Raw genomic sequence first — 14,491 nt, 5'->3', positions numbered from 1 at the left:
GGGCGTGTTGACCCAACCCCCTGTCCCTTATGGCGGGTCGGTGACGACGGCCTGGACGGAGGAATCGGGCAGTTCGGCGAGGAAGGCGTTGGCGTCGGCGTGGTGTAGTTGGATCACCCATTATCTAGCCGAGCCGCCTTCGATTTGCGATGGTAGGTCATGTGGCAAGGGCCGCAACTAGACAACAGGTTCTCCGGCTTGTTGTTCTTCGGGTTGTGGTCCCGGTGGTGGACGTGATTCGCCCCGATCTGGCAGCCGTCGAAGCCGAACTCGCACAGCGGGGTTTCCTTCAGCTTGCGAAAACGTGTTTTCTGCCAGCGGTGGTCGTACCCCCGCTCCTTCGTGGTCAGGCGGGGCTTGATCGACTGCGGCTTGTGCAGGTTCAACCTGGGGGCGGGACGGGGTAACTCACTCAAACTCTACCTCGGCGAAGTCCTCGTAGCGGGATTCCTTGACCTGCGGCTTCTCGTTCGGCACGAGCCGGAACAGCTTCGAGCTTGCGGTGAACTTGCTGAACGTGTCGAGGTACGCCCTGGTCGTCGGCTCGGTCCGCATGGCCTGGAGCCGCCCCCACAGGTCGCAATGCAGGGCGAAGGCGTCGGCCGTCTGTGCCGTCAGGAGCTTGTTCCGGGCGAGTTGATCGGCGTGCCGGTTCCAGTACGCTCGGGCGACTTCACCCAACCAATCCGGCGGGGTAAGATCGGTGAGCGGGTTTGATCGCAGCTTCAGGTGCGGCTGTGGCCCTCGTAATCCCAAATATGCCTCCTCGACACTCATGTAGAGTGTCACCCTATTTAGGAGGCGAGATGAAGAATCTCTATTACGGAACCCGGCTGTACTGGATTTGGCACGATATGAAGCGGCGTTGCACCAACCCGAACCGCAACAACTACCCGGCCTACGGCGGTCGGGGCATTACCGTCTGCGAGGAGTGGCAATCGTCAACGCAGTTCTGCGAATGGGCCGTCGCCAACGGTTACAACGACACGCTCACCATCGAGCGGGTTGACGTGAACGGCCATTACTGCCCGGCGAACTGCACGTTCATACCGAAGGCCCAGCAGTCGAACAACAAGCAGGACACGAGGTACATGACCGCCTTCGGGGAAACGAAGTCGAGGCGGGAATGGTCGCAAGACCCGAGATGCCGGGTGAGCTACACTGCCTTGAAGAAGCGGACGTACCGGGGGTGGGACGACGAGAATGCGATCTCCACTCCCGAGCGTGTGAACAAGTACGCCTGAACGTCGCCCGCCTTTCTGGACGGCGATCATCTTGTTCTGGAGTTTCAAAACCCCGGAGTTTACTTTTTGCCGAGAGCCGGTCGGGTCTGCTAACCGGGGCAGGAAAAGTTCCTCACCCCCTACCCGGCGATCATGAGGAACTTGCCCATCGCAGTGGTGCGGGAGTAATGCTCGTGACTGAGGAGGAATGGAATTGCTGTGCAAGCCCGTCCGAGATGCTCTCGGACGGGCTTGTCGATAACTTCTCGTTTCGCAAACTTGGTCTGTGCGGTTGGGCTGTGATAAGCAAATTGCAGAACTTTAACATGTGCGAGCCGTGGATTGATTCCTACCAAGTGGCCGAAGCGAAGTTGGACAAGCTTAACCCGATTCCTTCGTGGTGGCCTATGCCGACGGAGCATACTTGGCCGTCCGACCAATTTAAGCGGCTCGGCCGTCAAGCTGTTCATGCGATTATCTGTGAAGGCATCCTTAGATTCCCACCTATGGCTCCGAGACAGCTTATGTCGCAAGTAAAGCTTGGTCTTTGGTACGCTGCACAAGCCGAAACATATGAAATAACTTCGATTCCAACCATCGTTGCCAAAGATACGCCTCCCGACCATCCAGCTAATGAAGTATGGAATCGAGTGCGCCATTCTCAGGCAGCCGTTGTGCGGGAGATTTTCGGCCCAGTCCCTTTCCGAGCGATCACTTGCGATCCGTTGTGGCGAACGTCCACCGCTGTCGCTATCGCCACTGGCATCTATGACGACAAGGCGTTCGACAGGCTGCCGATCTTGGCCGACTGTTTACAGGATTCCGGTTGCGAGGACGCCGAAATCCTGAACCACCTTCGCAGTGATGGCCCGCACGTCAAAGGGTGCTGGCCGCTGGACTTGGTTCTGGGCAAGTCGTGACCGAACGGCCTTAAACCGCTGGCTTGAACAGAATCGTGCCCGTCTCGGCGTTGGTCGTGATGCTCGTCGTGAACGTGCGTGTGCCCGTGCTGCCCGTCGCCGTGATCGGCTCGTAACAGGTGGACAACTTGTTCCCACCGGGTCCAGCACTCACGCCGGTAAGTCCTACCGGGTAGGTGTGCGTGTGGTTGCTGGCCTGCGTGGACAACGACACGAACATGATCCCGGACGTGGTGGTGCTGGTCACAGCCGGGGCTGCGTGCGCCGTCGTGCTGGTGGTCGTAGCACTGGCACTGGCATCCACGGTGAACTGGCCGATGAGCGTGAACGCCGTGGCCTTGAGCGGGTTGTCGGCATCCAGGTTGATCGTTACGTCGTTCCCGGCCGTGTACGCCTTGTGCATCGCCCACAGGTCGTTGCCCATGCTGGTGTTCGTCCAGCCGGTTGCCGTCGGGTTGGCGTCCGTCGTCCTGAACACGACGACTTGTGTGTCGCCGTCCTGTGCGCTCGGAAGCAGAACGGTGTGGCTGAACTCGGCGTTGCTGTTGGCGTAGGTCGTGCCCGTCCCCCGGATGCTCGGGCCGACGGTGGTGTCGGTGGCCCAGACCGTGTAAGTGGACACTTTGTAGAAGCCCTGGTCGGCCTGTTCACCCCGTCCTGGGTCCGTGCAGAAGGCACGGTGGATGTCGCCGCCCTGGTAGCGGTCGAGTTGACTTCGCACTTGGGCAAGCAGGGAATTGCACTCGTTCAACGAATCGGCCCACGCCTCAATGCCGACGGTGTACTTCGTCAGGGCCACCATGCCGTTTAGCGTGCGTTGCGGCTCGGCGTCCAGAACCGTGTAGAGCAGGTACGGCGTAGGCGTGTTCTCCGGGGCTTGGTTCGGCAGAACTTGGGCGGTGATGGCCTCGATCCGGGCATGAATCTGGTTCTCGATCATGCTCTATTTAGCACAACTTAAAGCGGGTTATAATCAACTCTTCTCCTGTTCCTTCATTTCTTGCCGAACTTGATAGCGTGCGAAGCGATATATCCAGTGGACCACAAGGTTACTTACAATTACGATTGCTACAAGATTCCAAGACCATATTTTTTCCTTTCTTTGCTTTGTTCCAGTAATGCCCTTTCCTCGTGCTGTAACCTCAAGGTGTTCACCAACATCGCCTGCATTGTCCATTAGAACTGATACGGTCAGTTTTTCGCCCTGGTTTAAATAGTCCACTTTTATCACAATTTTATCTACTGTCGCAATTGCCTCATGTTTAATACTGTCGGGGACAACCTTTACTTCGGTGACTTTAGCATTTGGCGTCTTAATCTCGCAAGTTAAGTCGGTTACTTCTTTATCGCCGTCGTTTTCTACTTGACATGTTGCTATTCCAAACTTATTTTTGTCTCCCTTGAATATTACGACTTGGCCGTCGCTATACGTCAAGTGCAGATTCTTCGTCAATAGCCATGTACCAAATACTGTAATCAGACTTCCGAAAATCGCCCCAGCTATTACCCCAAATGAGCCGTGCAGTATACCATGTTTGACTAGAATGTTTTTGTCTTCTCGTCCGGTGCTTTCAGTCTCGTTCGCTGAGTTTGTCATTGATCGCCTCTGGTACTTCTCAGGACGGCCAGAAGGAGTGCTGTTGCCATGACGACAGGATAACCGGAAGGTTGGTCGGAATGAAGCGAAAAGGCGTTTTCACAGCAAGGCACATCGGTTCTCAACCACTTTCCGTCCTTTCGCAGCCAACAGTAGGTAAAATAGCAAGATCATCTTTGGTCTGATTAGTGAAGCTGAACAACGAGCTGCTTCGGTTCGCGTCGCCGTCGGCGGAGGGGATGGTCCGGTTCGACATGGCCCGCGCCGCCGCGATCAAGGCCGACCTCGCCATGCTGGAGGGCAGCGGCTCGACGCAGATCAAGGGCGTCATCACGTACAGCGGCATCACGGCGCACACGGCCGGGACGGTCGGCACGAACGGGAACACGTTCACCCCGGCGGACGTGGCCGACATGGAGGCGAAGCTGCCGGACGCGGTAGACGCGCCGACCGCGTGGGTGATGCGGAAGACGATGTACGCGGCCCTGCTCAACCGCCGGGCGGACGCGGTGAGCGCCGCCGACGCGAAGGGGCCGTTCCTGTTCCGGGACACCCGCTCCCTCGGCGCGGACCGGCCGGTGGACCTGTACGGCACGAAGGTCGTGCGGTCGGCGCAGGTGGCGAACAACCGCGTGAAGGGGACCGGCACGAACCTGTCGTACATCCTGCTCGGCCACTTCCCGGACTGGAGGGTCCGCGGCCCGCCGACTTCTCGCGATTTACTAGAAACTGAGCCACTTTCGCCATCGCACGGTTTGTACGGATCCCACGTTTTTGTCCATTTTCCACCCCATTCCGTGCATGATTCCGTGCACAAATAATCTCCTCGCTTGCGCGAGCAGACCTGTGGTGGTAGGGGCCGCCGCAGTGGGGTAGAGCAGTAGCAGCTCGCTTGGCTCATAACCAAGAGGTCGGCGGTGCAAGTCCGCCCCCCCCCCGCGTCCAGGAGGCGACGTGGAAGGACACATTAGGGGTAATCAGTGTGATATCCCGGATGCGCGGTTGCTTAATCGCACGGCTTGGCCGACGGCGACGACAGCCGGCGTCGAGCCCGGCCCGCAGCTCCTTCCGGTACTTTGATCAGACGCGCGAGCCGCCTGTCAACCTGGCATGTCATACGCTCGGGCGACTGCCAATATAACGGCCGTTCACCAAGTGTCCATCTGTGTAGATACCGTGAAGAGCGTCGCAAAGTGTTGGCAGAGATGTAGATCGGAAAACCCGTTCAGAAATGCAAACGGCGGCACACGAGGTGCTCTATAATGAGGGCACACCAGACCGACACGGTGCGCAATGCCAGCTGTAGTGACTACGACACAAGTATAGAACGGGTTCGCGGGGTAAAGGGGAAAATCCCGCAAATCGCGTCGGCCGGATTTTCGGGGCACGGGGAAGCCTCGACGATGGCGTGATGGACCGTGACGAGCCCGGCCGCCTCCACTCCCGGCGACCTGCCCGCCCAGCCCTTCTCACATCACCTCCTCAGTCCCCTCAGGTGCCGGTCTCACCGGCTGCTTACGCCGCGCGTGCGGCGGGTTCTTGGGTCATTGCTGTGAGCCGGTTTGCCCTCCTGATCGAATCCTCCCAACTCGCATTTCACCCCGATCTTCCTGGTGCCCGCGCTGATGTGCGGCTCCTGCGCCGCTGGCTCCGCAGCCCCAGGGGGGGCGCCTGGAACGATCACGAAATTGTCACCCTGAGTCACCCAACCGTCGCCGCGGTCGAGGAGCAGCTAAAGAAGGCGAAGAAGTGTGATTACTTCTTCGGCGCCTTCAGTGGGCACGGCCACCACGTCGTCACCAAGGCCGGCGGCCAGACCCGCATCTGCCTGAACGACGACGAGGAGATGCCGGCCCGGTCGCTGAGCCCGGGAAACCCGCGGGCAACCGTGCTGATTGACGCCTGCCGCGGCCTCACCGTCCTCCTCCCCCGCCAGCTCGTCGAGAACCGGGTCGAGAAGGCAATCAAGATGTCCATGCACGACGACCGTGCCGCCGCCCGGCGGGAGTTTGCCCGCCTCGTGGGGACCTGCGCCGCGGGCACCCACTACCTGTACTCGTGCTCGATCGGCCAGTCGGCGGCCGAGGACGAGAACGGCCAAGGCGGGCTGTTCACCCTGGGCTTCGTTCAGGCGGCCGAGCGGTGGGTGCCCAAGCCCGGTTACTACTTCTCCGTCCGCAACGCGTTCAACGCGGCCGCCACGTTCACCACCGGCGAGAACCCCCAGCAGCAGCCCCGCTCCCTGCCGGGCGGTCTCAGCCGGTTCTATCCCTTCGCAATCCGCTACTGACCCAAGGCCCTGGCGCGGCCCGGCCGCGCGGAAAGGAGATCGCGGATCATGTTGGAACTGTTCGCCGACGCGGCCCCGCAGGCCGCGGCCCACACCGACTGGTTGGAGAAGGGCGCCACCTTCCTGATCGGGGCGGTCGGCGGGTGGATCTCGGGGACGCTCAAGACCCGCGGGCAGCAGCGGGTGGCGATCGACGCCCAGGTGCAGAAGCTCATCGAGATGTCGATGGAGTACCCGTACCTGGAGCGCGACAGCTACTGCGCGGCGTGGAAGAAGGACGGCGACCCGGACGACGACAACCGCGCCCGGTACGAGAACTACTGCTGCCTGCTGTTCAACACCATCGAGCGGGCCTGGGAACTGCACTGGCCGCGGTTCTTCAGCAAGGCCTGGCGGCACGCCGCGGTCCGCAAAATCCTGCACGTCGATGAGCTGATCTGCCGCCACTACACGTGGTTCACCAGCGACGACGAGAATTTGAAGGGCGGCTACTCCGAGGCGTTCTACGAGTACGTCACCTACGTTCACACCCAGTGCCAGAGGAAGAAGTGATGAAGCGGTTCGCCATCCTGATCGCGGCCCCGAAGCTGAAGGACCACCGCCCGCTGCCCGGGACCGAGGTGGACGTGGTGAAGCTGCGGGAGTGGCTGCTGTCCAACCAAGGCGGGGCGTGGGAGCCGAACGAGATCAAGACGTTCAGCAACCCGACCCACGCCGAGCTGAAGCCGTACCTGGCCCACCAGACCAGCTGCGACTACGCGTTCACCGCGTTCGCCGGGCACGGGTACATGGTGAAGGCGGAGTACGGCGGGCACGACACGGTGGTCTGCCTGCGCGACGGCGAGGACCTGCGGGTGAAGGCGCTGAACCCGGGCAACAAGCGGTGCACCATCGTCGCCGACTGCTGCCGAAACCTGATCGTCGACATCCCGTCGGAGCTTATCAAGGAGGCGCTCACGTACCGCGCCAAGGCGTTCTCCGAGTACGACGACCGGGTACGGTGCCGCGCGCTGTTCGATTCGTCGGTGTCGGGGGCCGAGGAGGGGGCCGTCTACCTGTACTCCTGCGACAAGAACCAGACGGCGGCCGACGACGACGACGACGGTGGGTTGTTCACGTTCAACCTGCTGAAGGCGGCGGGCGAGTGGGTGAGCCGGCAGCCGCGGAACGCGGTGCTGCGGCTGGACGCGGCGTTCGCCACCGCCAAGGCCCGCACGATGGCGATGGAGCCGCAGCAGCACCCGGAGATGCCGCCGGTCCGCCGCCTGGTGCATTTCCCCTTTGCCGTGTCCTGATCGGCGGCGTTGTCCACGTGGTGCCGCGGGGCCGCTTGCGGCCCCCGGCCGGTCTCGTTCCCAGTGAGGTGCAGGGTGGCCGTGAAAGTCAGTTACGAGCCCAAGTACAAGTCCAGTTGGGCGCTGGTGATCGGGATCAATGACTACCAGCACTGCAGCAAGCTGGGCTACGCGCGCAACGACGCACAGGCCGTCGCCGGCGTGCTGGTGGATACGTTCCAGTTTCCCAAGGAGAACGTGACGCTGCTCCTCGACGGCCAGGCCACCCGGAAGGCCATCCTCGATGCCCTGCTCGCACACTCCGAGGCCGGGGCCGTCGATCCCGACGACCGGCTGCTGGTCTTCTTCGCGGGGCACGGGGAGACGGTCACGGGGAACCGGGGTGAGGTCGGCTACCTGGTGCCGGCGGATGGCGACTGCGACAAGCTGGCCACCCTGATACGGTGGGACGAGCTGACGCGGAACGCCGACATGATCCCCGCCAAGCACGTCCTGTTCATCATGGACGCGTGCTACGGAGGGTTGGCGGTCAAGCGCCACGTCGCCCCTGGCAGCCGCCGGTTTCTGAAGGACATGCTCCGCCGGTACTCCCGGCAAGTGCTGACCGCCGGGAAGGAGGACGAGCTGGTCGCGGACGAGGGCGGCCCGCGGCCGGGGCATTCGATCTTCACCGGCCACCTGCTGGAGGCTCTGGCCGGGAAGGCCGCGTCCAAGAGCGGGTTCATCACCGCGAACGGTGTGATGGCCTACGTGTACGACCGGGTCGCCACGGATCACCACTCGGACCAAACGCCCCACTACGGCTTTATCGACGGCGACGGCGATTTCATCTTCAGTGAGCTGCCGGCCGATGCCCTGGCCGACAACCCGACGAAGGGAACCGACGTCGTGGTCGAGGTGCCCGCGACGCTCATCGACCAACACGATCCGACAACCGAGGAGCAGCAGCTCGGGCTAGTCAAGGAATACCTGTCGGAGCCCCGCTTCCGCATCAAGTTGGACGACTTGGTGAGCGCCAACGTCCGTGCAGCGATCCTGAAGACCAGCGACGAAAAGTTCCCGCTGCACGTGGCGAACGCGACCGGCGCGGACGTCGCCGCCCGGCTGAAGAGCTACGAGGACGCGATCCGGCCGCTGCAGGCGAACGCGGTGCTGCTGGGCAAGTGGGCCACGGCCGACCAGATCCCGACGCTCACGACCCTGATGGCCCGCATGTCCGACAACTGTGTCAAGCCGCTGGGGGGGAGCACGCTTTGGCTCGGGATGCGGTGGTACCCGCTGTCGCTGCTCGCCTACTCCGCCGGCATCGCGGCCCTGTCGGCCGAGAACTACGCCGCGTTCGTTGCCGTCCACACCAAGAAGGTCGACACCCGAACGCGGCGGATCGGCAACACGGCAGTCCCCATCATCGTGCCGATCGTGGATGCGATGCTCGACCTCACACAGACCAATGCCTGGAAGTGTCTTCCCGGGCACGAGAAGCACTACACGCCGGAGAGCGAGTACCTGTTCAAGACCCTGCAGCCGGTGCTTGAGGACCTGCTGTTCCTCGGCGGCAGCTATGAGCAACTCTTCGACCGCTACGAGATCCTCCGGGCCTGGCTGTACGCCGACCTGACGGGACACGGTTGGGGCCCGGTGGGCCGGTTCGGGTGGAAGCACAGCAGCAGGATGAGTTCGGACAGCCCATACACCGAGCTGCGCACGGAGGCCGAGCAACAGCGCGACCAGTGGGGGCCGATCAAGGCCGGTTTGTTCCGGGGGTCGTACCCGAGGTTCGAGCAGACGGCGTCGAAGTTTGAGACCGAGCTGCTCAGCAAGATCAACTGGTTCTGATCGGCCGCGCCGGCACGGAGCCGGGGCGGCGGGTTCGCTAACGAAGAAGGGGAGATAGACCGCGGGAATGAGCACCTATTATTGCCACCGATGCGCCCGGCGCGCCGGTCACGTCACGCCCGTGACCCCGCCCGCTGCACCGGGCGGCCAGTACCAGCTTGACAAGTACGTCAAGCACACCCAGCCGACCGGCGTGTATCCGGTCAATTCCGTGTTCGCCGACCCGAGCTGGGGGGCTTACCAGAATCACCTGGTGGCCGCCGCCGCGTCGGGGTGCCTGGAAATCGACACGCAGGGCCGCAAGAACCTCATTTTCTTTGCGGGGGAACAGACGGGCCTCCGGTACGACAACGGGCACTTCACGGCCCCCTGTAGCGGCGTGAAGGTGGTCTGCGGCGAGGACGCGGCCAAGGTCCACGGATTCCCGAGCGACTTCCAGCCCGAGTCCCGCGCGTGCGCCACGTGCGGCGAGCCGGTGCCGTTCGACCCGCGGACGTACATTGACCTCGAACTGCTGTAGCCGAATTCGCCGCCGGGCCGGCGCCGCACCGCGCCCGGCAGGCGATCCCGTCGCCGTCGGTCGCCGTTTTTCGGGGTGGGGCTCATGGCAGTAGCCTGTCCCGACACGCGGTGGTACTGCATTCCCTTCGCGTCTTGAACGAGAGGAGGAGAGGAATCCAGTTCACTGTGCCCTGAACGATCTTCCGGCTATCTACCATCTGCCGCAGGTTGGCCACCGATTCCGCGAGGGGCCTGCCGTCGAGTCGCTGGTGCCAGCCCCGGTGGGCCCGTTCACCCGCATCACGGGCCCCTCATGGACGCCGACCGCCGCGAATCTGTCCGACGTTCCCTCCGCGCACTAGCCGAGTCGTACGCCGCCACCATGCGTCTCATGGAGCAGACGTACGCCCTCCTCTCGGACGAGCTGGCTCTCGACCCGCTCGACTACCTCGCCCGTCACACGGCTGCCGGGCAGCCCACGGCCGGACCGGAGCCGGTCGTCGACGAGGCCCTGCTGACCGTCAGTTTCCGGGGCCGGGCCTGTTTCCTCGGCAACACCCTCCCGTTCCGCCTTCTCGTCCGGCTGGCCCGCCGGCCGAACTGCTACGTCACCCACGACGACCTGCTGGCCGACGTCTGGGACGGCGGCCTGCGCTCGGAGGGAGCGGTGCGGAGTGTGGTGAAGGTGTTGCGGCAGAAGCTCCGCGGGGCCGGGTTGGGCGACTTGGCGGACGCCATCGACGGGTCGTCACCCGGCCGGTACGCACTCAGGCTCCCCACGTAGGGTGCGTTTTCACACCGAGATCACACGCGGATCACCCGCGCCGTGCCACCGGCTGGCCGCATAATCCGGTCAGCACTACCGACACCGCTGCCCCAACCCCGACGACCGACATGACCGACAACAACCACCCCGCCGGGACCACCCCCGGCGCGCCGGTCCCGGCGGCCCAGTACGTGCGCATGTCCACCGAGCACCAGCAGTACTCGACCGCCAACCAGGAGGATGCGATTGACGAGTACGCCCGCCGCCGCGGGTTCGAGGTCGTCCGCACCTACGCCGACGAGGGCCGCAGCGGGCTGACTGCCGCCGGCCGGGACGCACTGCGGGGCATGATCGCCGACGTCCAGGCCGGACGGGCGGAGTACCGGGCCATCCTGGTGTACGACGTGAGCCGGTGGGGCCGGTTCCAGGACGCCGACGAGAGCGCGTACTACGAGTACCTGTGCCGCCGGGCCGGGATCGAGGTCCACTACTGCGCCGAGCAGTTCGAGAACGATGGCGGGCCGGCCGCCACCATCATCAAGAGCGTCAAGCGGGCGATGGCCGGGGAGTACAGCCGGGAGTTGTCGGCCAAGGTGTTTCAGGGCCAGTGCCGGCTGATCGAACTCGGCTACCGCCAGGGTGGGGCGCCCGGGTACGGCCTCCGCCGGATGCTCGTCAGCCACACCGGCGAGCGGAAGGGCGTTCTGCCCCGCGGGGAGCGGAAGGGGTTGCAGACCGACCGCGTAATCCTGGTCCCCGGCCCGGACGGCGAGGTCGCGGTCGTCCGGTGGGTGTACGAGCAGTTCACCCGGCACGGGAAGCGGGAGACGGAGATCGCGGCCGCCCTCAACGACCAGGGGTTGGTCACCGACCTCGGCCGGCCGTGGACCCGCGGGACGGTCAACCAACTCCTGACGAACGAGAAGTACATCGGCAACAACGTCTACAACCGCACCTCGTTCAAGCTCAAGAAGAAGCACGTCGGGAACCCCCCGGACATGTGGGTCCGCTCGGACCGGGCGTTCGAGCCCGTCGTTCCCCCGGAGGACTTCTTCGTCGCCCGCGGGATCATCCGCGAGCGGACCCGCCGGGTGTCGTCCGATGACATGCTCGACCACCTGCGGCGGCTCGGGCAGGCGGTCGCGGTCGTCTCGGCCCGGGCCATCGACGCCGACGAGGCCATGCCGTCGGCCGCGGCGTACCGGTCCCGGTTCGGAGGCCTGTTGAACGCCCTCCGCCTGGCCGGCCTGGCGCCGGCGCGGGACTACGGGTACGTCGAGGTCAACCGCGGTTTGCGGACCCTGTACGGCGGTCTTGTCGCCGACCTGACCCGGCGGCTGGGCGGGGCCGGGGCGACGGTCGCCCACGACGCCGCGACCGGACTGCTGGTCATCAACCGCGAGTACAGCGCCACCCTGGTCGTGTCTCGGTGTCGGCGAACGCCCGCCGGGTCGCTCCGGTGGGTCGTCCGGCTGGACCGGCGGGTGGCCCCGGACATCACCGTGCTGGCCCGGATGGACCCGGCCAACGCCCGCCCGGCCGACTACTACCTGCTCCCGCTCATGGACATCGACGCCCACCGCCTGCTGCTGTGCGAGGCCAACGGGGCCCACCTGGACACGTACCAGTTCGACACCCTGGACCAGTTCGACGCCCTCGCCCGGCGTCGCCCCATCGAGGTGCCCGCATGACCGTCCGCCACGACCCCCGGGTGCGGATGATCCCGGTCAGCCAGATCAACGTGCTCAACCCGCGGTCGCGGGGGAAGAAGAAGTTCGCCCAGATCACCGGGAACATCGCCAAGCTCGGGCTGAAGCGGCCGGTGACGGTCGCGGCCGCCGAATCCCGGGACGGCGAGCCGAGGTACGACCTGGTGTGCGGCCAGGGCCGGCTGGAGGCGTACGTCACCCTCGGCCAGGCCGAGATCCCGGCGGTGCTGGTGGAGGGCACCCGGGAGGAGCTGATGCTGATGAGCCTGGCCGAGAACCTGGCCCGCCGGTCCCACTCGGCGGTCGAGTTGGTGCGGGACGTCCGGGCGCTCAAGGAGCGCGGGTATTCGCACGCGGAGATCGCCCGGAAGACGGACCTGGACGCGTCGTATGTCCGCGGGGTCCTCGTCCTCCTCGACCGCGGCGAGGAGCGGTTGCTCGCGGCGGTCGAGAAGGGGCAGTTGCCGGTGAACGTCGCCATCACCATCGCGACGTCCGACGACAAGGCGGTGCAGCGTGTCCTGCAGGAGGCGTACGAGCGGAACGACCTCCGGGGGAGGGCGCTCATCCGGGCCCGCCGGCTGATCGACCAGCGGCGGGCCGGCGGGAAGAAGCCCCGCCGGGGCCGGCGGGCGGCGGGCGACCGGCCGGTCTCGGCCGAGGCGGTGCTGCGGACGTTCCAACAGGAGACGGTGCGGCAGAAGCTGGTCGTCCAGAAGGCCAAGATCTGCGAGACCCGGCTCCTGTTCGCGGTGTCCGCCCTCAAGCAGCTGTTCCAGGACGACCACTTCGTGACCCTACTGCGTGCCGAGGGGTTGGACTCGGTGCCCGAGTACCTGGCCGACCAACTCGCCGCCCACCGGGGGAAGCCGTGAACGCCAACGTCCGACTCGCGTGTCAGCCCGAAGTGGTCGAGGTGCCGCTCGACCGGATCCTGCCGACCCGCCGGCTGGACGACGCGGCACGGAAGTCGGTCAAGTTCCGGTGCATCGAGGCGTCGGTCCGGGAACTCGGGCTGATCGAGCCGCTGGTGGTGTTCCCCCAGCCGGACGCCGGGGGGCGGTACATCCTGCTCGACGGGCACGTCCGGCTCCTGATCCTCAAGGACCTCGGGGCGGCGGCGGCCAAGTGCCTGGTGGCCGGGGACGACGAGGGGTTCACGTACAACCACAAGGTGAACCGGCTGTCGGCCATCCAGGAGCACTTCATGATCCTGCGGGCGATCAAGTCCGGGGTGAGCGAGGAGCGGATCGCCCGGTCGCTGAACGTGGACGTCGCCAGCATCCGGCAGAAGCGGGAGTTGCTCGACGGCATCTGCCCGGAAGCCGTCCATCTCCTCCGGGACCGGCGGGCGACCGCGAACGCCCTGCGGGAGTTGCGGAAGGTCCGGCCGATGCGGCAGATCGAGATCGCCGAGTTGATGTGTGCGGCCGACAACTTCTCGGTCGGGTACGTGAAGTGTCTGGTGGCGACCTCCCCGGCCGAGCAACTCGTCGACGGGGAGAGGGGGAAGGAGGTCCGTGGGCTCTCGCCCGAGGACGTCGCCCGCATGGAACACGAGATGGCGTCCCAGTCGCGCGAGTTCCGGCTCATCGAGGAGTCGCACGGGCGAAACGCCTTGCACCTGGTGGTGGTCGCCGGCTACCTCAAGCGGCTCACGGAGAACACCCGCGTGGCGCGGTACCTGTCCCAGCGGCACCCCGAGATCCACACCGAGTTTCTGAAGCTGGCCGAGGCAAAGGGGCAGGCGGAAAACGCATCAGCCAAATCGTCGCACGAATAGCACCTGCTCAGCTTCTCGCAGGCGTGGAATGATTGCTCTACAGTACCGAGATCCCCTCGGGCCGTTCTGCGCGTTACCGATAAATCAACCAGACCGCATCGCTTGCCGCGGTCCGACATAGCTTGAGACCTGACACCCTTTCGTCCGGAAGGGATTGAACTTAGTACGACAGAAACATCGGAGTGGCCATGTCCGGCCGTCCGTTTGACACCTGGACCCGCCTTCTCGCCGAACACTTTTTCAACCCGGCCCGCGCTGGCCAGACGGTGCGCCTTAACGTCACTCGCGAACTGCTCACCGCGCTCGCCCGCCCACACGGTCTCTCGGTTGCGGACTTTGCTAGCCACGCCGCACAAGGACTGGCCGCGTACCCGAAGCGCACTGATAACGTGTGCGAGTACGCCAGCTCCCTTCTCGCCAGCTGGCCGGAGGTCGATCGCAGGGCCGCTTGCCCGGCCCATTGCTACCCTCCGTTCATTGGGTATTTGGGTGTCTTGGTCTTTGTCGCCACGCTCGAGGAGGACGCCAACCAGAGCTACCACAGGAATCTCTGGTCGCTTTTCCCAATCCG

At 64.6% G+C, this 14,491-nt stretch carries 16 protein-coding genes; 12 read left to right on the top strand and 4 right to left on the bottom strand.

Features of this window, described 5'->3' with window-relative positions; all coding sequences use genetic code 11:
* Positions 1 to 113: 113 nt before the first annotated feature.
* Together AC5JJ2_RS07005 and AC5JJ2_RS07000 are read right to left on the bottom strand one after the other, a co-directional pair.
* Positions 114 to 416 (bottom strand): hypothetical protein, encoded by a 303-nt coding sequence (locus AC5JJ2_RS07005; protein ID WP_495857254.1) that lies wholly within the window; start codon positions 414 to 416, stop codon positions 114 to 116.
* A complete protein-coding gene (locus AC5JJ2_RS07000) occupies positions 409 to 777 on the bottom strand; it encodes a hypothetical protein (protein WP_495857253.1) in 369 nt (122 codons plus the stop codon). The genes AC5JJ2_RS07005 and AC5JJ2_RS07000 overlap by 8 nt, the downstream gene beginning before the upstream one ends.
* A gap of 29 nt (positions 778 to 806) precedes the next feature.
* Here AC5JJ2_RS07000 and AC5JJ2_RS06995 point away from each other — a divergent pair, with 29 nt between their 5' ends.
* Both AC5JJ2_RS06995 and AC5JJ2_RS06990 read left to right on the top strand, forming a co-directional pair.
* Positions 807 to 1,244, top strand: a complete 438-nt coding sequence (locus AC5JJ2_RS06995; RefSeq protein ID WP_495857252.1) for a hypothetical protein — start codon at positions 807 to 809, stop codon at positions 1,242 to 1,244.
* Between the two features lie 173 nt (positions 1,245 to 1,417).
* Complete coding sequence (locus tag AC5JJ2_RS06990) at positions 1,418 to 2,143, top strand: hypothetical protein (RefSeq protein WP_495857251.1); 726 nt, start codon at positions 1,418 to 1,420, stop codon at positions 2,141 to 2,143.
* A 10-nt stretch (positions 2,144 to 2,153) separates the two neighbouring features.
* Here the strand turns inward: AC5JJ2_RS06990 and gp17 are convergent, their stop codons facing one another.
* Both gp17 and AC5JJ2_RS06980 read right to left on the bottom strand, forming a co-directional pair.
* A complete protein-coding gene (gene gp17, locus AC5JJ2_RS06985; RefSeq protein ID WP_495857250.1) occupies positions 2,154 to 3,083 on the bottom strand; it encodes a tail completion protein gp17 in 930 nt (309 codons plus the stop codon).
* Positions 3,084 to 3,116: 33 nt separating this feature from the next.
* On the bottom strand, positions 3,117 to 3,740 hold the full coding sequence (locus tag AC5JJ2_RS06980; RefSeq protein WP_495857249.1) for a hypothetical protein: 624 nt from the start codon (positions 3,738 to 3,740) through the stop codon (positions 3,117 to 3,119).
* Between the two features lie 188 nt (positions 3,741 to 3,928).
* Here AC5JJ2_RS06980 and AC5JJ2_RS06975 point away from each other — a divergent pair, with 188 nt between their 5' ends.
* From AC5JJ2_RS06975 to AC5JJ2_RS06930, 10 genes are all read left to right on the top strand, one after another.
* Complete coding sequence (locus AC5JJ2_RS06975; RefSeq protein ID WP_495857248.1) at positions 3,929 to 4,561, top strand: phage major capsid protein; 633 nt, start codon at positions 3,929 to 3,931, stop codon at positions 4,559 to 4,561.
* 731 nt (positions 4,562 to 5,292) lie between these two features.
* Positions 5,293 to 6,030 carry a caspase family protein gene (locus tag AC5JJ2_RS06970; RefSeq protein WP_495857247.1) on the top strand — a complete coding sequence of 246 codons (738 nt, stop codon included), beginning with the start codon at positions 5,293 to 5,295 and terminating at the stop codon, positions 6,028 to 6,030.
* Between the two features lie 48 nt (positions 6,031 to 6,078).
* Positions 6,079 to 6,582 carry a hypothetical protein gene (locus AC5JJ2_RS06965; protein ID WP_495857246.1) on the top strand — a complete coding sequence of 168 codons (504 nt, stop codon included), beginning with the start codon at positions 6,079 to 6,081 and terminating at the stop codon, positions 6,580 to 6,582.
* Complete coding sequence (locus AC5JJ2_RS06960) at positions 6,582 to 7,325, top strand: caspase family protein (RefSeq protein WP_495857245.1); 744 nt, start codon at positions 6,582 to 6,584, stop codon at positions 7,323 to 7,325. Before AC5JJ2_RS06965 ends, AC5JJ2_RS06960 begins: the two co-directional genes overlap by 1 nt.
* A gap of 75 nt (positions 7,326 to 7,400) precedes the next feature.
* Positions 7,401 to 9,161 (top strand): caspase family protein, encoded by a 1,761-nt coding sequence (locus tag AC5JJ2_RS06955; protein ID WP_495857244.1) that lies wholly within the window; start codon positions 7,401 to 7,403, stop codon positions 9,159 to 9,161.
* Positions 9,162 to 9,282: 121 nt separating this feature from the next.
* On the top strand, positions 9,283 to 9,681 hold the full coding sequence (locus AC5JJ2_RS06950) for a hypothetical protein (protein ID WP_495857243.1): 399 nt from the start codon (positions 9,283 to 9,285) through the stop codon (positions 9,679 to 9,681).
* 363 nt (positions 9,682 to 10,044) lie between these two features.
* Positions 10,045 to 10,446 carry a winged helix-turn-helix domain-containing protein gene (locus tag AC5JJ2_RS06945; protein ID WP_495857242.1) on the top strand — a complete coding sequence of 134 codons (402 nt, stop codon included), beginning with the start codon at positions 10,045 to 10,047 and terminating at the stop codon, positions 10,444 to 10,446.
* Positions 10,447 to 10,556: 110 nt separating this feature from the next.
* Entirely contained in the window at positions 10,557 to 12,119 is a 1,563-nt protein-coding gene (locus AC5JJ2_RS06940) for a recombinase family protein (protein WP_495857241.1), read from the top strand.
* On the top strand, positions 12,116 to 13,012 hold the full coding sequence (locus AC5JJ2_RS06935; protein WP_495857240.1) for a plasmid partitioning protein RepB C-terminal domain-containing protein: 897 nt from the start codon (positions 12,116 to 12,118) through the stop codon (positions 13,010 to 13,012). The genes AC5JJ2_RS06940 and AC5JJ2_RS06935 overlap by 4 nt, the downstream gene beginning before the upstream one ends.
* Positions 13,009 to 13,920 (top strand): plasmid partitioning protein RepB C-terminal domain-containing protein, encoded by a 912-nt coding sequence (locus AC5JJ2_RS06930; RefSeq protein WP_495857239.1) that lies wholly within the window; start codon positions 13,009 to 13,011, stop codon positions 13,918 to 13,920. Before AC5JJ2_RS06935 ends, AC5JJ2_RS06930 begins: the two co-directional genes overlap by 4 nt.
* Positions 13,921 to 14,491: the final 571 nt, after the last annotated feature.

Source organism: Limnoglobus sp. (assembly GCF_059499385.1).
Note: the sequence above shows the minus strand (reverse complement) of the source record. Positions and strands in the feature narration are given on the sequence as shown.

What these genes read in the sequence shown, in the direction of transcription:
- AC5JJ2_RS07000 (WP_495857253.1), bottom strand. Translation starts at nt 777, where the DNA reads ATGAGTGTCGAGGAGGCATATTTGGGATTACGAGGGCCACAGCCGCAC.
- AC5JJ2_RS06945 (WP_495857242.1), top strand. Translation starts at nt 10,045, where the DNA reads ATGCGTCTCATGGAGCAGACGTACGCCCTCCTCTCGGACGAGCTGGCT.
- AC5JJ2_RS06980 (WP_495857249.1), bottom strand. Translation starts at nt 3,740, where the DNA reads ATGACAAACTCAGCGAACGAGACTGAAAGCACCGGACGAGAAGACAAA.
- AC5JJ2_RS06940 (WP_495857241.1), top strand. Translation starts at nt 10,557, where the DNA reads ATGACCGACAACAACCACCCCGCCGGGACCACCCCCGGCGCGCCGGTC.
- AC5JJ2_RS06995 (WP_495857252.1), top strand. Translation starts at nt 807, where the DNA reads ATGAAGAATCTCTATTACGGAACCCGGCTGTACTGGATTTGGCACGAT.
- AC5JJ2_RS06960 (WP_495857245.1), top strand. Translation starts at nt 6,582, where the DNA reads ATGAAGCGGTTCGCCATCCTGATCGCGGCCCCGAAGCTGAAGGACCAC.
- AC5JJ2_RS06935 (WP_495857240.1), top strand. Translation starts at nt 12,116, where the DNA reads ATGACCGTCCGCCACGACCCCCGGGTGCGGATGATCCCGGTCAGCCAG.
- AC5JJ2_RS06965 (WP_495857246.1), top strand. Translation starts at nt 6,079, where the DNA reads ATGTTGGAACTGTTCGCCGACGCGGCCCCGCAGGCCGCGGCCCACACC.
- gp17 (WP_495857250.1), bottom strand. Translation starts at nt 3,083, where the DNA reads ATGATCGAGAACCAGATTCATGCCCGGATCGAGGCCATCACCGCCCAA.